This is a genomic window from Rhabdaerophilum calidifontis (assembly GCF_008641065.1).
Lineage (GTDB): Bacteria > Pseudomonadota > Alphaproteobacteria > Rhizobiales > Beijerinckiaceae > Rhabdaerophilum > Rhabdaerophilum calidifontis.
This window is the reverse complement of record NZ_VTRS01000001.1, coordinates 173,243-190,860: the sequence shown is the minus strand read 5'-3', so window position 1 is coordinate 190,860 and position 17,618 is coordinate 173,243. Positions and strand designations below refer to the sequence as shown.

20 protein-coding genes are annotated in these 17,618 nt (G+C 68.8%); 14 read left to right on the top strand and 6 right to left on the bottom strand.

Annotated features, from left to right (window positions below; genetic code table 11):
- The first annotated feature begins 35 nt into the window (after window positions 1-35).
- The 4 genes from FWJ24_RS00930 to FWJ24_RS00915 all read left to right on the top strand — a co-directional run bounded on the left by FWJ24_RS00930 (window position 36) and on the right by FWJ24_RS00915 (window position 2,364).
- Complete coding sequence (locus FWJ24_RS00930) at window positions 36-704, top strand: arylesterase (RefSeq protein WP_425468895.1); 669 nt, start codon at window positions 36-38, stop codon at window positions 702-704.
- Between the two features lie 97 nt (window positions 705-801).
- Window positions 802-1,362, top strand: coding sequence for a hypothetical protein (locus tag FWJ24_RS00925; RefSeq protein ID WP_150285903.1), 561 nt, complete (start codon window positions 802-804; stop codon window positions 1,360-1,362).
- A gap of 142 nt (window positions 1,363-1,504) precedes the next feature.
- Entirely contained in the window at window positions 1,505-2,053 is a 549-nt protein-coding gene (thpR, locus tag FWJ24_RS00920; RefSeq protein ID WP_150285902.1) for an RNA 2',3'-cyclic phosphodiesterase, read from the top strand.
- A 17-nt stretch (window positions 2,054-2,070) separates the two neighbouring features.
- The gene (locus tag FWJ24_RS00915) at window positions 2,071-2,364 is read left to right on the top strand and encodes a 4a-hydroxytetrahydrobiopterin dehydratase (protein WP_150285901.1); all 294 of its coding nucleotides are present in this window, start codon (window positions 2,071-2,073) and stop codon (window positions 2,362-2,364) included.
- 3 nt (window positions 2,365-2,367) lie between these two features.
- Here FWJ24_RS00915 and FWJ24_RS00910 read toward each other — a convergent pair whose 3' ends face one another.
- Entirely contained in the window at window positions 2,368-3,153 is a 786-nt protein-coding gene (locus tag FWJ24_RS00910; RefSeq protein ID WP_150285900.1) for an SDR family NAD(P)-dependent oxidoreductase, read from the bottom strand.
- A gap of 203 nt (window positions 3,154-3,356) precedes the next feature.
- On the opposite strand from FWJ24_RS00910, the gene FWJ24_RS00905 reads away from it, so the two are divergent.
- On the top strand, window positions 3,357-3,767 hold the full coding sequence (locus tag FWJ24_RS00905; protein WP_246155455.1) for a YkvA family protein: 411 nt from the start codon (window positions 3,357-3,359) through the stop codon (window positions 3,765-3,767).
- On the opposite strand, the gene FWJ24_RS00900 is transcribed toward FWJ24_RS00905, so the two are convergent.
- Window positions 3,753-4,322, bottom strand: coding sequence for a sigma-70 family RNA polymerase sigma factor (locus tag FWJ24_RS00900; RefSeq protein ID WP_150285898.1), 570 nt, complete (start codon window positions 4,320-4,322; stop codon window positions 3,753-3,755). The two genes, FWJ24_RS00905 and FWJ24_RS00900, sit on opposite strands and share 15 nt — an antisense overlap.
- Before the next feature lie 347 nt (window positions 4,323-4,669).
- On the opposite strand from FWJ24_RS00900, the gene FWJ24_RS00895 reads away from it, so the two are divergent.
- From FWJ24_RS00895 to FWJ24_RS00885, 3 genes are all read left to right on the top strand, one after another.
- A complete protein-coding gene (locus FWJ24_RS00895) occupies window positions 4,670-5,260 on the top strand; it encodes an invasion associated locus B family protein (RefSeq protein ID WP_150285897.1) in 591 nt (196 codons plus the stop codon).
- A gap of 84 nt (window positions 5,261-5,344) precedes the next feature.
- The gene (rlmN, locus tag FWJ24_RS00890; RefSeq protein WP_150285896.1) at window positions 5,345-6,574 is read left to right on the top strand and encodes a dual-specificity RNA methyltransferase RlmN; all 1,230 of its coding nucleotides are present in this window, start codon (window positions 5,345-5,347) and stop codon (window positions 6,572-6,574) included.
- Between the two features lie 138 nt (window positions 6,575-6,712).
- Window positions 6,713-7,558, top strand: coding sequence for a YiiX/YebB-like N1pC/P60 family cysteine hydrolase (locus tag FWJ24_RS00885; protein WP_150285895.1), 846 nt, complete (start codon window positions 6,713-6,715; stop codon window positions 7,556-7,558).
- Here the strand turns inward: FWJ24_RS00885 and FWJ24_RS00880 are convergent, their stop codons facing one another.
- The gene (locus FWJ24_RS00880; protein WP_246155454.1) at window positions 7,559-8,218 is read right to left on the bottom strand and encodes a LysE family translocator; all 660 of its coding nucleotides are present in this window, start codon (window positions 8,216-8,218) and stop codon (window positions 7,559-7,561) included.
- 138 nt (window positions 8,219-8,356) lie between these two features.
- On the opposite strand from FWJ24_RS00880, the gene ggt reads away from it, so the two are divergent.
- Window positions 8,357-10,111 carry a gamma-glutamyltransferase gene (gene ggt / locus FWJ24_RS00875; RefSeq protein WP_150285894.1) on the top strand — a complete coding sequence of 585 codons (1,755 nt, stop codon included), beginning with the start codon at window positions 8,357-8,359 and terminating at the stop codon, window positions 10,109-10,111.
- Between the two features lie 9 nt (window positions 10,112-10,120).
- Here ggt and FWJ24_RS00870 read toward each other — a convergent pair whose 3' ends face one another.
- Together FWJ24_RS00870 and acnA are read right to left on the bottom strand one after the other, a co-directional pair.
- A complete protein-coding gene (locus FWJ24_RS00870; RefSeq protein WP_166443535.1) occupies window positions 10,121-10,858 on the bottom strand; it encodes a DUF1223 domain-containing protein in 738 nt (245 codons plus the stop codon).
- Window positions 10,859-11,006: 148 nt separating this feature from the next.
- Window positions 11,007-13,703, bottom strand: a complete 2,697-nt coding sequence (acnA, locus tag FWJ24_RS00865; protein WP_150285892.1) for an aconitate hydratase AcnA — start codon at window positions 13,701-13,703, stop codon at window positions 11,007-11,009.
- Window positions 13,704-13,924: 221 nt separating this feature from the next.
- On the opposite strand from acnA, the gene ccmA reads away from it, so the two are divergent.
- The 5 genes from ccmA to FWJ24_RS00840 all read left to right on the top strand — a co-directional run bounded on the left by ccmA (window position 13,925) and on the right by FWJ24_RS00840 (window position 16,910).
- A complete protein-coding gene (gene ccmA, locus FWJ24_RS00860) occupies window positions 13,925-14,632 on the top strand; it encodes a heme ABC exporter ATP-binding protein CcmA (protein WP_246155453.1) in 708 nt (235 codons plus the stop codon).
- Entirely contained in the window at window positions 14,629-15,294 is a 666-nt protein-coding gene (gene ccmB / locus FWJ24_RS00855; protein WP_150285891.1) for a heme exporter protein CcmB, read from the top strand. The genes ccmA and ccmB overlap by 4 nt, the downstream gene beginning before the upstream one ends.
- 67 nt (window positions 15,295-15,361) lie before the next feature.
- Window positions 15,362-16,135: a heme ABC transporter permease gene (locus tag FWJ24_RS00850; protein ID WP_246155452.1), complete on the top strand. Its 774-nt coding sequence runs from the start codon at window positions 15,362-15,364 to the stop codon at window positions 16,133-16,135.
- The gene (gene ccmD, locus FWJ24_RS00845; RefSeq protein WP_150285890.1) at window positions 16,135-16,311 is read left to right on the top strand and encodes a heme exporter protein CcmD; all 177 of its coding nucleotides are present in this window, start codon (window positions 16,135-16,137) and stop codon (window positions 16,309-16,311) included. The genes FWJ24_RS00850 and ccmD overlap by 1 nt, the downstream gene beginning before the upstream one ends.
- Window positions 16,308-16,910, top strand: coding sequence for a DsbE family thiol:disulfide interchange protein (locus FWJ24_RS00840; RefSeq protein ID WP_150285889.1), 603 nt, complete (start codon window positions 16,308-16,310; stop codon window positions 16,908-16,910). The genes ccmD and FWJ24_RS00840 overlap by 4 nt, the downstream gene beginning before the upstream one ends.
- Before the next feature lie 4 nt (window positions 16,911-16,914).
- On the opposite strand, the gene FWJ24_RS00835 is transcribed toward FWJ24_RS00840, so the two are convergent.
- The gene (locus FWJ24_RS00835; RefSeq protein WP_150285888.1) at window positions 16,915-17,553 is read right to left on the bottom strand and encodes a septation protein A; all 639 of its coding nucleotides are present in this window, start codon (window positions 17,551-17,553) and stop codon (window positions 16,915-16,917) included.
- Window positions 17,554-17,618 lie beyond the last annotated feature (65 nt).

Sequence of the window (17,618 nt, the reverse complement as noted above, 5' to 3'; positions counted from 1 at the left end):
CCGAACATGGCATTTGTCAGGAGAGGCCCCGCGTGATTTCCGTTCCGCTCTCCGGCCTGCCCGTCTACGCGCGGCGCCGGCTTCCGGTTCTCGCCCTGCTGCTCGCCGCGCTTCTCGTGCTGCCCGGCGCCGCTGCCGCCCGCACGATCCGGATCGTCGCGCTCGGTGATTCGCTCAGCGCCGGCTACCAGCTTCCGGCGCAGGATGCCTTCCCCGCGGTGCTGGAGGCGATGCTGAAGGCGCGCGGCCTCGATGTCGCGGTCGAGAATGCCGGCGTTTCCGGCGACACCGCCTCGGCCGGCGCCGACCGCCTCGACTGGAGCGTGCCCGACGGCACGGACCTCGTGATCGTCGAGCTCGGCGCCAATGACGCGCTGCGCGGCATCGATCCCCGCATCACCGAGGCTGCGCTCGATTCGATCCTCGCGCGGCTCAGGGCGCGCGGCATCGCGGTTCTGCTCGCCGGCATGCACGCGCCGCGCAACAACGGCGATGCCTATGTCGCAGCCTTCGATTCCCTCTATCCCCGCCTCGCGGCGAAGCACGGCGTGGCGCTCTATCCCTTCTTCCTGGCCGGGGTCGCCGGCGATCCCGCGCTCAATCTCGCCGACCGGATCCATCCCAACCCGAAGGGCGTGCGGATCATCGCCGAGGGCATCCTGCCGCAGGTCGAGACGCTGGTGCGGGCCGCGCGCGGGCATTGATCAGATGCCGGCGGGCTTGCCCTTCCCGGCATCCGCCGCCATGGTGCGCGGAAAAATCGTGTCCGGCGGGTGGATGCGGCACAAAGGGGGGCGAATCATGTCGAGGCTCGATCTCTGGAAGGATCCCTGGCCGCTCGATGTCGGGCAATGCCCCTGCGACGTGCATTTCACGCGCTTTCTCGCGGAGCGCGGCCTTAGCGGCCAGCGCATCTTCCATCTCGGGACCGGCGACCACCACCATGTCGGGCTTCAGGCGCCGGCCGGGAACCATGCCGTTCTCGGCATCACCGCGACGGAGCCGGAATATGTCTCCTATATCCGGCTGGCGGTCGAGAACCCGCATCTCGGCAAGTTCTACAAGGTGCTGTTCTCGGACATCTACCAGATCAATCCGCGCCTTTTGCCGGAATTCGATATCGTGACGCTGTTCCATCTCTGCGAATTCTGGTCGCAGGCGAACGCGCCCTTCGCCGCGCTGGATGATCGCGGCGTGCTGGAAGCGCTTTCGCGCAAGGTCCGCACGGGCGGGCTCGTGCTATTTTACACAGGTTCCTTCGCCTATGACGCCGCGGCGCGGCTGATCCCCGATTGGCAGGCGGGAACGGGCTTTGTCGAGGAACCCGGCTACGAGAGCCTGCGGATTTTCCGCAAGACCTGATCAGGTCCCGGTGCCGTTCCGCCGGCGGAACGGCGCACGGGCCGCGACAATGCACCGCGGGAAACCGAAATATGGTAAAGGCATGGGCAACCTTTTGTCGCGATGCTAGCGTTGTTCAGCAGCGTGATTCGGGAGGGTGGCCATGCCTCGTCTCTTTGTCGGGCTCGAACTGCCGGATGAGATCGCGTCCTCGCTCTCTTCCCTGCGCGGCGGGCTGCCCGGCGCGCGCTGGACCGACCCCACCGATTATCACATGACGCTGCGCTTCATCGGCGATATCGACCGCCGCGCCGCGCGCGAGATCGAGGACGAACTCGCCGAGATCGAACGGGCGCCGGTGCCGATCACGATCAACGGGCTCGGGGTTTTCGGCGGCGACAAGCCGCACACGATCTATGCCAGCATCGCGCCCAACCGCGCGTTGATCGAGCTTCAGGCGGAGAGCGAGCGCTGCCTGCGCCGGCTCGGCCACAAGCCGGACGGGCGGAAATTCACGCCCCATGTCACGCTGGCGCGGCTGCGCTCCGCCTCCGTGCTCGATGTCGCGGATTATCTCGCCGCCGCCGGCCATTTTCCGCAGACGCGTTTCACGGCCGAACGGTTCGCCCTGTTCTCGGCGCGGGAGACCTTTGGCGGCGGGCCCTATATCGTCGAGGCGGCCTACCCGCTTCACGAGCGCATCGCCGCCTGAGCCCGGCGGAGGCGCCGATGCCCGCCCCGCTCGACGAACCCGCGATCGCATCGGCGCTCGCCGCATTGCCCGGCTGGACCCGCGAGGCCGATGGCCGGGCGATCCGCAAGGAATTCCGCTTCCCGCATTTCCGTGCCGCCTTCGCCTTCATGACCGAAGTGGCGCTGGTGGCCGAGGCTGCGGATCACCACCCGGAATGGACGAATGTCTACGGGCGCGTCGCGATCCGGCTGACGACGCACGACACCGGCGGCCTCACGCCGCGGGACTTGGAACTGGCGCAGGCGATCGAGGCGATCGCGGCGCGCTGAGCCTTATTTCGGCGCGAGCCGGATCGCGCCGTCGAGGCGGATCCCGGTGCCGTTGAGATATTCGTTGCGGCAGATCGTCTCGACCAGCGCCGCATATTCCGCCGGGTCGCCGAGCCGTTGCGGAAACGGCACCTGCTGCGCCAGCGAGGCGCGGTATTCCTCGGTGATCTGGTCGAACATCGGCGTGTGGAAGATGCCCGGCAGGATCGAGACGACGCGGATGCCGAGCCCGGAAAGATCCCGCGCGACCGGCAGCGTCATGGCGAGAACGCCGCCCTTCGAGGCGGAATAGGCCGCCTGGCCGATCTGCCCGTCCTCGGCGGCGACGGAGGCCGTGGTCACCACCACCCCGCGCTCGCCCTGCGCCGTCACCGGATCGAGCGCCGCCATGGCCGCCGCGGATTGCGCGATCATGCGGAAGGTGCCGATCAGGTTGATCGAGATCACGCGGGAGAAGCTCGCGAGATCATGCGGCTGCATCGCCCCGGTGGCACGATCCTTCGAGACCGTCCGCCGTCCGGCGACGATGCCGGCGCAATTGACGAGGATGCGCTCGACGCCATGCCGCTCGCGCGCGCCGGCCAGAGCCGCGGCGACGGAAGCATCGTCGGTCACGTCGCAGGGCTGGAACACGCCGCCGATCTCGGCCGCGACCCGGGCGCCCCGCTCGGCGTTGAGATCAAGGACCCCGACCCGGACCCCGCGCGCGGCGAGATGCCGCGCCGTCGCCTCGCCGAGCCCCGAGGCACCGCCGGTGACGATGGCGGCGATGGATGAATCGAGCTGCATGTTCCCCTCCCTGCTGGTTCCGTTATGCGCGGAATCGCCGTCCGCGCAACGGGGCTTGCGGCGCGTCCCGTCATCGAATCGGGTTCCTTGACACCGCCATAATCGCGCCCGATCCAGTTCCCAAGCTGCGCCGGTTCGGCGTCGGAAGGAGGCGCGACCTGAGGAGGCGCGACCTGAGGAGGCGCGACCTGAGGAGGCGCGACATGAGGAGGCGCGACATGGCGGAACGCTGGCAAGAACCGTTCTCCAAGGCGGAAATGGCGCGGATCCGTGCCGCGCTGCGCGATGAGCCGCGCCTGCTCGACGAAGCCCTAGCGCTGGCGCGCCGCCTCGCGCGCGCCCTGCCCTTCGCGGAGGATGTGGTCGCCGCCTATCATTGCGTCCGTGATCCCGCCACGAGCCCGCGCGTCAAGATGATCCTGCTCGGCGCGCTGGCCTATTTCGTGATGCCGCTCGACGCGATGCCGGATGTGCTGCCGGTCTTCGGCTTCACGGACGACGCCGCGGTGCTCGCCGCCGCGCTCACCGCCGTGCGCGGTGCCATCCGCCCGGAGCACCGCGCCCGGGCGCGCGAGGCGCTCGCCGAGGAAGGGCCCGCCTCACCGGGATTCTGAAATCCCCTCGGCCTCGAGCGCGCGCCGCAGCCGCGTAAAGGCGAGGCGCAGCCGCGATTTCACCGTGCCAAGGGGAAGGCAGGTTCGCTCGGCGATCTGCGAATGCGACAGCCCCTCGTAGAAGGCGAGCTGGACGAGATCCCTCTGCTCGCCGGGCAGCGCGCCGATCAGCGCCCGCACGGCATCGTCGCGCTGCTGGCCGTCGAGTTCGGCGTCGATCCGGCTCTCGCCAGCGATATCGAGGATCGTCGGGGATTGCGGATCGACGTAATCCGTCCGGTCGCGCCGGGAGAGGTCGATGCGGCGGTTGCGCGCGATGCGGTAGAGCCAGGTCGCGAGCGAGGATTTGGCGGGATCGAACAGATCCGCCTTGCGCCAGAGCGTGATCATCACGTCCTGCGCGATCTCCTCCGCCGCGCCCGGATCAAGGCCGAGGCGCGCGAGATAGGCTTCGAGGCGTGGCGTGAAATGATCGAAGATCTCGGTGAAGGCCTGGCGGTCCCGATGCCGTGCAACGGCCTCGACCAGCTTGGCCCAATGCTCCGCGGGCTGCACTCCACAATCCCCATCGGCGGGGCGAAACCGGCCGCTCGGGCCGCGCACCGCGAAACGCTGCTGTTGCACGATGCTAGCATGGCGCTTTCCCCGCGCGCGAGGGGAAATCGCACCGCCCCGGCTCGCAAGCCCGCCATCGAGCGATTTGGCGGCCGCGCAGCGCTGCGTTACATTGCCGCGTGAGGATTCGTCCGCGCCGGCGGCGCGGTTTCATGCTGCATTCAGCCGGCTTCTGCCTTGCATTTGCCGCGGATCGGGCGCTAGACGGCGAAACGCATCGCCGCCGGGGGCAGGCGGCGGGGAAGACAGCCGGATCGCCGGCCTTTTTGGAATCAGGGAAGACCGCATTGACCACCATGCACCGGACCATGTTCCTCCGCCTCGGCGCCGCCCTCCTCCTTGCCGGAGCGCTGGCGCCGGCGGCAGACGCGCAGCAGCGCCCGGCGGCGCCCAAGGCCAGCTCGGCGGCCCCCGCCGCCGGCGCCGCGCAAGGCGCGGGCCAGACGTTCCAGATCGGCGTCTTCGGCGAATGGAAGGCGCTGACGACCGGCAAGGACAAGCAGAAGATCTGTTACGCGCTCGCGCAGCCGAAGGATCGCAAGCCCGCGACGCTCAAGCGCGACCCCGGCTATCTCTTCGTCTCGAACCGCCTCGCCGACGGCGCGAAGAACGAGATCGCGATCAAGCTTGGCTTCACCGGTTCGACCAAGGATGACGGCGCTCTCGCGGTCGGAACGGCGAATTTCGCGCTGATCGCCGCCGCGGAAAGCGCCTTTCTCAAGAACCCGGCACAGGAAGGCCAGATCATCGAGGCGATGAAAAAGGCCCAGCAGCTCACGATCCGGGTCAAGTCGCAGCGCGGCAACGAGACCATCGACACCTATTCGCTGAACGGCTTCGCCCAGGCGCTCGCAGCCGTGGCTAAGGAATGTCCCTGAGGCAGCGGCGCGGATTCGCCTTGCCGCCGGGGCGGTTCGGCGCTAAACGCGCCGCTCCGTAAGTCCTGACGCAAAAGGCAGCCCATGTCGCTCCCCTCCGCCACCGCTCCCCAGGCGGCGCTTCCGCCCGCGCCCCGTGCCAGCGCCGATTCCCGCCCGAGCCTCGTCGGCATGCCGCGTGCGGCGCTCGCGGATTTCCTGCGCGGCCTCGGTCTGCCGGAAAAGGAAATCCGCATGCGGGTCGCCCAGCTCTGGCACTGGATCTATGTCCGGGGCGCCGGGGAATTCGATGCGATGACCAATGTCGCCAAGCATCTGCGCGCGACGCTCGCATCGGCCTCGACGCTCGCCCGGCCCGAGATCGTGCGCGAGCAGGTCTCGGCCGACGGAACCCGGAAATGGGTACTGCGCATGCCCTCGAAGGGGCCGCTCGACCGGGGGGCCGAGGTCGAATGCGTCTATATTCCCGAACGTGATCGCGGCACGCTCTGCGTCTCGAGCCAGGTCGGCTGCACGCTCAATTGCTCCTTCTGCCATACCGGGACGCAGAAGCTGGTGCGCAATCTCGACGCGGCCGAGATCGTCGCGCAGATCGTGGTCGCCCGCGACCGGCTCGGCGATTATCCCGGCCGCCTGCCGCCCGAGGGGGCCTTCGTGCCGGATGACGGCGGCCGCTTCGTCTCGAACATCGTGTTCATGGGCATGGGCGAGCCGCTCTACAACGCGGAGAATGTTCATGCCGCGACCGGGGTTCTGACCGATCCGGAAGGGCTTCAGCTCTCGAAACGGCGCATCACGGTCTCGACCTCCGGCATCGTCCCGGAAATCGGCCCGCTCGGCGCAGCCACGGGCACGATGCTCGCGATCTCGCTGCACGCAACGCATGATCCGCTGCGCGACGAGCTGGTGCCGATCAACCGCAAATATCCGATCGCCGAGCTGCTCCAGGCCTGCCGCGATTATCCCGGCCTCTCGAATGCCCGCCGCATCACCTTCGAATACGTGATGCTCAAGGGCGTCAACGACAGCCTCGCCGAGGCGCGCGCACTGGTGAAGCTGCTGCGCGGCATCCCGGCCAAGATCAACCTCATCCCGTTCAACCCCTGGCCGGGTACACGCTATGAATGCTCCGATTGGAGCCAGATCGAGCGCTTCTCGGAGGTGATCTTCGACGCGGGCTACGCCTCGCCGATCCGGACGCCGCGCGGCCGCGACATCCTCGCCGCCTGCGGCCAGCTCAAGAGCGAGACCGAGAAGCTGCGCGCCCGCGCCCGGCTGATGCTGGAGGAGCAGCTCGCGCTCGGCGCGGATTGAGCGCCGGCACGTTCACCGGATCGTAAAGTTAATTCAAATTCATCGCGCCTGTGCGCCGGCTCACGGCAGCGCACGCAGCCTTTTCGTAAGCTCGTCCCGCTAGCCTCTTCGGCAAAGACGTCGCGTGGGGAGCGCGGGATGAACTTCGTCGGGCGATATATCGCCAGGATCCTGGAACGGCCGATCAAAGGCTACGAGCCCGCGACGACCCCGGATTTCGACGTGCTCCGCGCGGTACTGCGCCCGGCCGACGTCATCCTCGTCGAGGGTTCGATCCGGGTTTCCTCGGTCATCAAATATCTCACGCAATCGACCTGGTCGCATTCCGCAATCTATGTCGGGGACGTGCTCGGCAAGCGCGAGCCGGATGGCGAGCCACATGTGCTGATCGAGGCCGAGATGAGCGACGGGGTCATCACCTCCCCGCTCTCGAAATACCGCAACCAGCATATCCGCATCTGTCGGCCGATTGCGCTCGAACGCGACGACCAGCGCCGCGTCGTCGAATTCCTCAAGGCGCGCATCGGCCATTCCTACGATATCAAGAACGTGCTCGACCTGCTGCGCTTCCTCGTTCCGCTGCCGATTCCGGCGCGGCTGCGCCGCCGGATGCTAGCGCTCGGCTCGGGCGACCCGACCCGCGCCATCTGCTCGACGCTGATCGCCGAGGCCTTCAATTCGGTGCGCTACCCGATCCTGCCGCGCGTCGAGAACATCGCCGACCGCAAGAAGGTGAAATCGCGCTACGCACGGCGCGAGATCCTGCATATCCGGCATCATTCGCTCTACGCGCCGCGTGATTTCGACATCTCGCCCTATTTCGCGGTGGTCAAGCCGACCATCGAGGCCGGCTTCGACTACAAGGCGCTGCGCTGGACCGGCTCTTTCGCCGTATCGCCCGCCAAGGCCATCCGCGAGCCGGCGCCGGGATGGAACGCGAGCGCCGTGCCGGAATTCGCGACCGCGATGCGCGCGACCGATTGATCAGCGGCTCTGCGTGCGCAGCACCTGCACGGCAAAGAAGCCGAACACCCCGGCGAAGCTGTAATCGATCGCCCGCATCAGGCGCGGATTGCGCTTCAGGAGGCCGATGAACCGCTCGGCGATCAGGATCAGCCCGACCGCGAGCGGAAAGGCGAAAACGACGAAATAAATCCCGAGAAAGAACAGCTTGCCCTGGGCGTGCGGATCGCCGGCCGCGACGAATTGCGGCAGGAAGGTGAGATAGAACAGCACGACCTTCGGGTTGGTCAGGTTGACGGCGACCCCGTGCAGGAAGGTTCTGCGCAGCGAAGGCGCACCTCCCTCGGCCCCGGCGAGATTGAGTGCCGAACCGTGGCGGATCGCCTCATAGGCCATCCAGAGCAGATAGAGCGCGCCGATCACCTTGACGGCGGTGAAGGCACTGGCCGAGGCCGCGATCAGCGCCGAGAGCCCGAAAGCGGCGGCGAGCGAATGCACGACATTTCCCGCCGTCGCCCCGGCCATTGCCGCGATCCCGGCGCTGCGCCCGCCCTGCACCGTCTTGGCGAGGAAGAAGCTCATGTCCGGCCCCGGCGTCACGAACAGGATGAAGCAGGCGATGGAATAGGCGACAAGCGTCGCGGTGTCGGGCAGGAAGCTCATCTCGGACAGGAAGGGCATGGCGTTTCCATCGGCTCGGGACGCGGCGTGCGGATCATACAGAAGCCGGGCCCGCGATAAAGCGCGATCGACGGCCGGTATCGACAGGCGCCGCGGCTCTGCTACCCTCGCGCCATCCGCCCTGCTCCGGAGGTTCCCATGCTGACGCGCATGCTGTTCGCCGCCGGCCTCGCATGTGCCGGTCTTGTGCTCGCAGACCCCGGCACGCCTTGCGCGCAAGCGAGCCTGCCCGCGCCCGGCCAGCCCATCCTCTCGGCGCAGGCGCGGCTGCTGCCGGTTCTCGCGCAGGAGGGGATGGTTGCGAGCCAGGAGCGCCATGCGAGCGCCGTCGGCGTCGAGATCCTCAAGCGTGGCGGCAATGCCGTCGACGCGGCGGTTGCGACCGGCTTCGCGCTGGCGGTGACGCTGCCGCGCGCGGGCAATCTCGGCGGCGGCGGCTTCATGCTCGTCCATCTCGCCCGGAGCGGCGAGACGATCGCGATCGATTACCGCGAGACCGCCCCGGCCGCCGCGACGCGCGACATGTTCCTCGATGCGAAGGGCGAGCCCGACTCCGTGAAATCGCGCGATTCCGGCCTTTCGATCGGCGTGCCGGGCACGGTGCGGGGGCTCGCGCTGGCACATGAGAAATACGGCTCGGGCCGGTTCAGCCTCGCGCAACTGCTCGAACCCGCCGTGCGGCTCGCGCGCGAGGGCATTCCGGTCGAGGACGATCTCGCCGATTCGCTGCTCCCGGCCGCGGCCAGGCTCGCCCGGTTCCCGGCATCGGCCGCGATCTTCCTGAAGGACGGTCAGCCGCTCCGGCGCGGCGACCGGCTCGTCCAGTCCGATCTCGCCCTGACGCTCGAAGCCATCCGTCAGCAGGGACCGGACGGGTTCTATGCCGGCCGTGTCGCCGCGGAGATCGCGGCCGCCACCCGCGCGGCCGGCGGAATCATGACGGAGACCGATCTCGCCGCCTACCGGCCGGTGATCCGCCCGGTGCTGCGCGGCAGCTATCGCGGCTACGAGATCCGCGCCATGCCGCCCCCCTCCTCCGGCGGCGTGCATCTGATCCAGATCCTCAACATCCTCGAAGGCTTCGATCTCGCCGCCTCTGGCGCCGGCGCGGCGCGGACGCTGCACCTGCTGGCGGAGGCGATGAAGCCGGCCTATGCCGACCGCGCCGCCTTCCTCGGCGACCCGGACCGCGTGACGGTGCCGGCGCGCGGGCTGACCGCCAAGGCCTATGCGCAGGTGCTGCGCGCCGCGATCGACCCGGAACGGGCACGCCCGGCGGATGCGGTCGCGCCCGGCAATCCCCTGCCCCATGAGGGCGACCAGACCACGCATTTCTCGGTGATCGACCGCGAGGGCAACGCGGTCTCGAACACCTACACGCTGAATTTCTCCTACGGCATGGGCATGGTCGCCGCAGGAACCGGCGTGCTGATGAACAACGAACTCGACGATTTCGCCGCGAAGCCGGGTGCGCAGAACGCCTATGGCCTCGTCGGCGGCGAGGCGAACGCGGTCGCCGCCGGCGCGCGCCCCCTCTCCTCGATGACGCCCGTGATCCTGCTCAAGGACGGCCGGGTGGTGCTCGTCACCGGCTCGCCGGGCGGCAGCCGGATCATCACCACCGTGCTTCAGGTCGTGGTCAATGTCATCGATTTCGGCATGAACATCGCCGAGGCGATCGCGGCGCCACGCATCCATCATCAATGGAAGCCGGATGTCCTGCTCGTCGAGCGCGGGCTCTCGCCGGATACGCTGGCGCTGCTGGCGCAACGCGGCCACCAGGTGCGCCTCGGCGCGACGAGCGGCTCCGCGAATTCGATCCTGATAACGCCCGAAGGCATCACCGGCGCCGCCGATCCGCGCCAGCGCGGCACCGCAGCGATCGGGTATTGACGGCCGGCGTCAGGCCTTGATCCCGGCCGGGTCGCAATAGCCGCCGGCGATGATCTCGCCGGGCTGGGCGAGGCTGCCGGCCTGGATCAGCAGCGCGAAGCCGTTGGCGCCCTCGGCCGCGACATCCGCGCGCGCGAGCGTGATCGGCCGGCTTTCGGAGACCGGGCCGAGATCGCGCAGGTCGCGTGCCACATTGGCGTAGGTGATTGTCCGCCCGGCATTCTCGCCGCGGCCGATCGGCACCGTGACGCTGGTGGCCAGCGGAACGAGGATCGCCCGTGCGCCGGCGCCGCCGGGCGGCGGCATCGCCACCCAGCCATCGGCGCGATCCGCCAGAGCAAGCCGCTGCCCCGAGGCGGAGGCCGTGGCATTGCCGAGCCGGGCGATCGACGAACGATCCGAGCCGACGCAATCGGCGCGGCCATTGACGATTGCCTGCGGGGTATAGATGCGCTTGCGGGCGATGGCGGCCGCATAGGCGCGCTGACGTGCGGTGAAGGCGGGCTTGGCCAGCGTATCGCGCCAGCCGAGATAATCCCAGATCTCGACCGGCCAGGTGAGCGGGATCACGCCCGCATCCTGCGCGAGCTGCCCCATCAGTGCATCTGCCGGCGGGCAGGAGGAGCAGCCCTGGCTCGTGAACAGCTCGACCACCGCCGGCCCGCGCGCGGTCTGCGCGCCGGCACCACGGGGCGCGGCGAGAAGGCCGGCCGCAAGCGCGGCGAAATGGCGGCGGGTGAGAGGCATCGGTTCGGATCCCAGCATCGGTTTCGCGATGAACCAAACCGCAAGCGTGCGTCAATGGCCAATCACAAGCGGGTGTATCACGCGCCGAGATGATACGCGAACGCCGCGGGGCACCCCGCGGCGTCCGGTCTCAGGCCCTGGCGCCGGCTCAGGCGGCGAGCTGGCGCAGCACGTAATGCAGGATGCCGCCATTCTTGAAATACTCGATTTCGTCGAGCGTATCGATGCGGCAGAGCAGCGGCAGGTCGAAGCCGGTCCCGTCCGCGCGGGTCACGCGGGCGATGACCTTCTGGCGCGGCTGGACTTCCGAAAGACCGGGAATGTCGACGGTCTCGTCCCCGACAAGACCCAGCGTCTTCCAGCTCGTGCCCTCCTCGAATACGAACGGCACGATGCCCATGCCGACGAGGTTCGAGCGATGGATGCGCTCGAAGCTCTGCGCGATCACCGCCTTGACGCCGAGCAGCGCCGTGCCCTTGGCCGCCCAGTCGCGCGAGGAGCCGTTGCCGTATTCGACACCGGCGAAGATCACCAGCGGCACGCCCTCCTGCGCATAGCGCATCGCGGCGTCATAGATGAACATGCGCTCGCCGGAAGGCTGGTGGATGGCGTAACCGCCCTCGGGCGTGCTGCCGTCCTGATCCCGCACGACGAAATTCTTGATGCGGATATTGGCGAAGGTGCCGCGCATCATCACCTCGTGATTGCCGCGCCGCGTGCCGTATTGGTTGAAATCCGCCGGGCGGACCTGCCGCTCGATCAGATAGGACCCTGCGGGCGAGGCCGCCTTGATCGAACCGGCCGGGGAGATGTGGTCGGTGGTGATCTTGTCGCCGAACAGCGCGAGGATGCGCGCACCCCGGATATCGGTGATCGGCTTCGGCGTCTTGGTGATGCCCTGGAAATAGGGCGGGTTCTGCACATAGGTCGAACCCGAATTCCAGGCATAGGTCAGGCCGGTCGAGGTCCGCACTCCCTGCCAGCGCGCGTCGCCCTTGAACACATCCGCGTATTTCGTGCGGAACAGATCCTGCGTGACGTTGCGGGCGATGTAATCCTGGATCTCCTGCGAGGAGGGCCAGATATCCTTGAGATAGACCGGCTGGCCGTCGGCGCCCATGCCGAGCGGCTCCTTCGTGAGATCGCGCGTCACCGAACCGGCCAGCGCGTAGGCAACCACCAGCATCGGCGAGGCGAGATAATTCGCCTGCACGTCCGGCGAGACGCGCCCCTCGAAATTGCGGTTGCCCGAGAGCACCGCCGCCGCGATCAGGCCGTTCTCGTTGATCGCCTTCGAGATCTCCGCCGGAAGCGGGCCCGAATTGCCGATGCAGGTGGTGCAGCCGAAGCCGACGAGGTTGAACCCGAGCGCATCGAGATCCTTCTGGAGCCCGGCCTTCTCGAGATATTCCGCCACGACCTGCGAGCCCGGCGCCAGCGAGGTCTTGACCCAGGGCTTCTGCCGCAGCCCGCGCGCGAGCGCGTTGCGCGCCAGCAGCCCGGCGCCGATGAGCACCGAGGGGTTCGAGGTATTGGTGCAGGAGGTGATCGCGGCGATCACCACATCGCCATGGCGGAGCTGGAAGTCACGGCCCTCGACCGGGGCGGCGCGGCCTTCGTCGCCGGCCTTCTTGTATTCGCCAGAGAGGGCGGCGGCGAAGGCCGTGGCGACATCGGTGAGCGCGACGCGGCCCTCCGGCCGCTTCGGGCCGGCCATCGAGGGGAGAACGGTCGAAAGGTCGAGCGAAAGCGTATCGGTGAAGACCGGCGCCGCCGCGCCCTTCTCGCGGAACAGGCCCTGCGCCTTGCAATAGGCCTCGACCAGCGCCACGCGCTCCTCGGCGCGGCCGGTCTCGCGCAGATACCGCACCGTCTCGACATCGCAGGGGAAGAAGCCGCAGGTCGCGCCGTATTCCGGGCCCATATTGGCGATGGTCGCGCGGTCCGCGAGCGTGAGATTGTCGAGGCCGGCGCCGAAGAACTCGACGAATTTGCCGACAACGCCCCTCTTGCGCAGCATCTGCGTCACGGTCAGCACCAGATCGGTGGCGGTGACGCCCTCGTTGAGCCGCCCCGCGAGCTCGAAGCCGATCACCTCCGGCAGCAGCATGGATTGCGGCTGACCGAGCATCGCCGCCTCGGCCTCGATGCCGCCGACGCCCCAGCCGAGCACGGCAAGGCCGTTGACCATGGTCGTGTGGCTGTCGGTGCCGACGAGCGTGTCGGGATAGGCGAGCGTCGAACCGTCGCTGTCGCGCCGGGTCCAGACGGTCTGGGCGAGGTATTCGGTGTTGACCTGATGGCAGATGCCGGTGCCCGGCGGCACGACGCGGAAATTCGCGAAGGCGCCCTGGCCCCATTTGAGGAAGTTGTAGCGCTCCTCGTTGCGCTCGTATTCGAGCTCGACATTGCGGTCGAACGCCTTGGGAGAGCCGAATTCATCGACGATGACCGAGTGGTCGATCACCAGATCGACCGGCACCAGCGGGTTGATCTTGTTGGGATCGCCGCCGAGCGCCACCATGCCGTCGCGCATCGCCGCGAGATCGACGACCGCCGGAACCCCGGTGAAATCCTGCATCAGAACGCGCGCCGGGCGGAAGCCGATCTCCTTCTCGGTCTTGCCCTTGTTGTCGAGCCAGGCCGAGACCGCCTCGATATCGGCCTTGGTAACCGAGCGCCCGTCCTCGTGGCGCAACAGGTTCTCGAGCAGGACCTTCATCGAATAGGGCAGGCGCGAAATGCCCGTGAGACCGGCTTTCTCCGCGTCCGGCAGCGAGAAATAGGTATAGGTCTTGCCGCCGACCTGAAGCTGCTTGCGGCATTTGAAACTGTCGAGAGACATCGGAAGAGGATCCCTTGATATAGTGTCACGATTCGGGGTGGCCGGGGGAGCCGTGAAGACCTCGATGCCCCGGGATTGGACCGGGAAACCGGGCGCGAAACCTCGCGCGCGCCACTCCGGGAGTGCCCGGACCCCGCGCGTGACGCGCGCGGCGCAGCCGGACCGCTCTATAGATCATTTCCAGAAAGCCCGCTACACGCACGAAACGAAATGATGAAAACTTGGCCTCCCGCGCCGACCGGCGCCTGCCGCCCGAAGAGCCGCGCGTGACGCTTCCCGCCCCCCGTTTCGCCCCCGGCTTGCGCCTCGTCGCCGAGGGGCTCGCGATGCGGCGCGGCCACCGGCATCTTTTCGCCGGGCTCGATCTCGCCCTGGCTTCCGGCGGCGTGCTGCGGCTCGCCGGGCCGAACGGCTCGGGCAAGACGACGCTCATTCGCCTTCTTGCCGGCTTCCTGAAGCCCGAAGCGGGGACGATCCGCTGGGAGGGTATGCCGGCGGAAGCCGAGCCGGCGCTCCTTATCCATTATCACGGCCATCGCGAAGGGCTGCGCGAGGCGCTGACGCCGCGCGAGAACCTCGCCTTCGCGGCGGCGCTGCTCGGCGGCGAGCCCGGCCGGATCGCGCCGGCGCTCGCGACACTCGGCGCGCTGCCGCTCGCCGACCTGCCGGTGCATGTGCTTTCGGCCGGCCAGCGCCGGCGGGTGGCGCTTGCCCGGCTGCTCGTGGCGCCGCGCCCGGTCTGGCTGCTCGACGAGCCGCTCGCCGCGCTCGACCAGGCCGGGCAGGCGCTGATCGGCGCCCTGCTCGCGGCGCATCGCGCGGCGGGGGGCCTCGCCGTGGTGGCGACGCATCAGCCGATCGCGGTCGAGGCGGCGATTCTCGATCTCGGCGCGCGGGGCGCTGCCCTCTCCGGGGAACGCGAGGCATGACGACGCTGCGCGCGATCATGATCCGCGAATTGCGCCTCGCCCGCCGCATCGGCGCGGGCGCCGGGCTAGGCCTCGTCTTTTTCCTCATCCTGATCGCGCTCGTGCCCTTCGCCGTCGGCCCGGACCAGAAGCTCATCGGCCGCATCGCTCCGGCCATCCTGTGGATCGCCGCGCTGCTCGCAACCCTGCTCGGGCTCGACCGGCTGCTTCAGGCGGACGAGGACGAGGGCGTGACCGACCAGCTCCTGCTCGCCGGCACGCCGCTGCCGCTGATCCTGCTCGTCAAGGCGCTGGCGCATTGGCTGGCCACCGGGCTGCCGCTGGCGATCGCCGCGCCGATGCTCGGCCTGATGCTGGCGATCGAACCCGCCGCGATGTTGCCGCTGACACTCTCGCTGCTCGTCGGCACGCCGACCCTGACGCTGATCGGGCTGATCGGCGCGGCGCTGACGGTCAGCCTGCGCCGCGGCGGCCTCCTGCTGGCGATCCTCGTCCTGCCGCTGACGATCCCGACGCTGATCTTCGGCGTCACCATCGTCCGGGAGGCGGCGGCGGGCCGCGCCGTCGCCACCCCGCTGATGCTGCTGGGCGGGGTCACGCTGCTGATGGTCGTGATCGGTCCGGTCGCGGCCGCGGCGGCGCTGCGCCTCGCGCGGAATTGAATCGCCCCCTGCGACATGTCGTGCCGGGTGGTTTGCGCGACGGCGCGGCTTCCCCTATGTCAGGGCCATGGACCTCGCCCCGCCGCCCGCGCCCCCGGCGCCCGCCGCCTGGATGCGGCTCGCCAATCCGGCCGTTTTCAACGCGCTGGCCGACCGGCTGCTGCTGCCGCTGGCCGTGCTGACGCTCGCGGCCTTCGCCTTCGGGCTCCACGGCGCCTTTTTCGCCTCACCCGCGGATTACCAGCAGGGCGAGACGGTGCGGATCATGTATATCCATGTGCCGGCCGCCTGGCTCGCGATGTTCGCCTATGCCGGCATGGCGGTCTCGGCGCTGGGGACGCTCGTCTTCCGGCATCCGCTGGCGGATGTGGCGCAGAAGGCCGCCGCGCCGCTCGGGGCCGGCTTCACGCTGATCTGCCTGCTGACGGGCGCGATCTGGGGCCGGCCGATGTGGGGCACCTGGTGGGAATGGGATGCGCGGCTGACCTCGGTGCTGATCCTGTTCCTCGTCTATCTCGGGATCATGGCGCTCTGGCGCGCGATCGACGAGCCGGGGCGCGCCGCCCGCGCGGTGGCGATCCTCACGCTGGTCGGCGCCGCGAATCTGCCGATCATCAAGTTCTCGGTCGATTGGTGGTATACGCTCCACCAGCCCGCCGCCGTGTTCCGGATCGACGGGCCGACCATCCATCCCTCGATGCTGGTGCCGCTGCTGGTGATGGGACTCGCCTTCCTGCTGCTGCATCTCGTGCTGATGCTCCTGCGCATGAAGACCGAGCTTGCGCTGCGGCGTATCGAGCGCCTCCAGATCGTCGCCGCCGAACGGGGAGGGGCTGGCTGATGTCCGGGTCGCATGCCGGTTTCATCCTCGCGGCCTACGGCGCGACCGCCCTGATTCTCGCCGCGATGATCGGGGCGAGCCTCCTCGGCTGGCGCTCGGCCAGGCGGCGGCTCGCGGCCCTGGAGGCGGGCCGCGGCCCGGCGGGTCCGCGCGCACCGGATCTGCGCGCACCATGAGCGCGCCGGAACTCCCGGCCGGCACCGGCCCGCGGCGCCGCCTGCGGCTCCTCGCCTTCCTGCCGCTCGCGCTGTTCCTCGGCCTCGCGGCGGTTTTTGTCGTGCGGCTCTTCACCGGCGACCCCACGAAACTGCCTTCGGCGCTGATCGGCCGGCCGGCCCCGGCCTTCGCGCTGCCGCCGGTGGAAGGCCTGGTCCGGGATGGCCGCCCCGTTCCCGGTTTCGGCCAGGCCGATCTCGCGACCGGCCGGCCGGTTCTGGTCAATGTTTTCGCCTCGTGGTGCGCGCCCTGCCATCAGGAGCATCCGCTGCTGATGGACCTCGCCCGCGACGGCCGCTTCACGATCCTCGGCATCAACCAGAAGGACAGGCCGGAGAATGCCCGCCGCTTCCTCGGCCGGCTCGGCAACCCCTATTCCGCTGTCGGCGCTGATGGCGAGGGCCGGGTGTCGATCGAATGGGGCGTCTACGGCGTGCCCGAGACCTTCCTCGTCTCCGGCGACGGCCGCATTCTCTACAAGCATGTCGGGCCGCTGACGCCCGACTCGATCCGCAACGGGCTGCTGCCGGAAATCACCCGGGCGCTCGCCACGCGCTGAGGCGTCATTTCTTTCCGTCCGGATCGAAACCGTGGCGCAGCATCATCGGCGTCTGCGCGAGCGTGAAGAGAATCGTGAGCGGCATCACGCCCCAGACCTTGAAGGCCACCCAGAAATCCGTGCTCTGCGTGCGCCAGACGAGCTCGTTGAGCGCGGCGAGCACGAGGAAGAACACGCCCCAGCGGAAGGTGAGCTTGCGCCAGCCTATCGCATCGAGATGGAACACCGCCTCGAGCACATAAGGCAGCAGGGGCTTGCCCAACGCGAGGCCGCCGAGCAGCACGGCGCCGAACAGCGCATTGACGATCGTCGGCTTCAGCTTGATGAACACCTCGTCCTGGAGGAGAAGCGTCAGCGTTCCGAAGACGAGCACCACCGCCCCGGAGACGAGCGGCATCACCGGAAGCCGGCGGAACAGCGACCAGGTGATCGCGAGCGAAGCCGCCATCGCCACCATGAACACCGCGGTGGCGATCAGGATGCCGGCATTGGCGCCCGCGACCAGGCCTTCGCCGAAAACCGCCGCCACCGCCGGCCGGAACCATTGCGGCTTGGAATTCGCCGCGAAGAACAGGACGAGCGGCCCCATCTCCAGCGCGAGCTTGAGGAACGGATTCGCATGCGGTTGCGTCGTGTCGGCCATCGTCCTGCCTGGTTGCGCGGGATCGGGCTTTGCCGCCCGGGCGAAGTCGCGTAACGAAGAAGCCC

Coding starts and splice junctions, on each gene's coding strand:
- FWJ24_RS00925 (WP_150285903.1), top strand. CDS start 802: ATGTCGAGGCTCGATCTCTGGAAGGATCCCTGGCCGCTCGATGTCGGG.
- thpR (WP_150285902.1), top strand. CDS start 1,505: ATGCCTCGTCTCTTTGTCGGGCTCGAACTGCCGGATGAGATCGCGTCC.
- FWJ24_RS00915 (WP_150285901.1), top strand. CDS start 2,071: ATGCCCGCCCCGCTCGACGAACCCGCGATCGCATCGGCGCTCGCCGCA.
- FWJ24_RS00910 (WP_150285900.1), bottom strand. CDS start 3,153: ATGCAGCTCGATTCATCCATCGCCGCCATCGTCACCGGCGGTGCCTCG.
- FWJ24_RS00905 (WP_246155455.1), top strand. CDS start 3,357: ATGAGGAGGCGCGACATGGCGGAACGCTGGCAAGAACCGTTCTCCAAG.
- rlmN (WP_150285896.1), top strand. CDS start 5,345: ATGTCGCTCCCCTCCGCCACCGCTCCCCAGGCGGCGCTTCCGCCCGCG.
- FWJ24_RS00885 (WP_150285895.1), top strand. CDS start 6,713: ATGAACTTCGTCGGGCGATATATCGCCAGGATCCTGGAACGGCCGATC.
- FWJ24_RS00880 (WP_246155454.1), bottom strand. CDS start 8,218: ATGCCCTTCCTGTCCGAGATGAGCTTCCTGCCCGACACCGCGACGCTT.
- ggt (WP_150285894.1), top strand. CDS start 8,357: ATGCTGACGCGCATGCTGTTCGCCGCCGGCCTCGCATGTGCCGGTCTT.
- FWJ24_RS00870 (WP_166443535.1), bottom strand. CDS start 10,858: ATGCCTCTCACCCGCCGCCATTTCGCCGCGCTTGCGGCCGGCCTTCTC.
- acnA (WP_150285892.1), bottom strand. CDS start 13,703: ATGTCTCTCGACAGTTTCAAATGCCGCAAGCAGCTTCAGGTCGGCGGC.
- ccmB (WP_150285891.1), top strand. CDS start 14,629: ATGACGACGCTGCGCGCGATCATGATCCGCGAATTGCGCCTCGCCCGC.
- FWJ24_RS00850 (WP_246155452.1), top strand. CDS start 15,362: ATGGACCTCGCCCCGCCGCCCGCGCCCCCGGCGCCCGCCGCCTGGATG.
- ccmD (WP_150285890.1), top strand. CDS start 16,135: ATGTCCGGGTCGCATGCCGGTTTCATCCTCGCGGCCTACGGCGCGACC.
- FWJ24_RS00840 (WP_150285889.1), top strand. CDS start 16,308: ATGAGCGCGCCGGAACTCCCGGCCGGCACCGGCCCGCGGCGCCGCCTG.
- FWJ24_RS00835 (WP_150285888.1), bottom strand. CDS start 17,553: ATGGCCGACACGACGCAACCGCATGCGAATCCGTTCCTCAAGCTCGCG.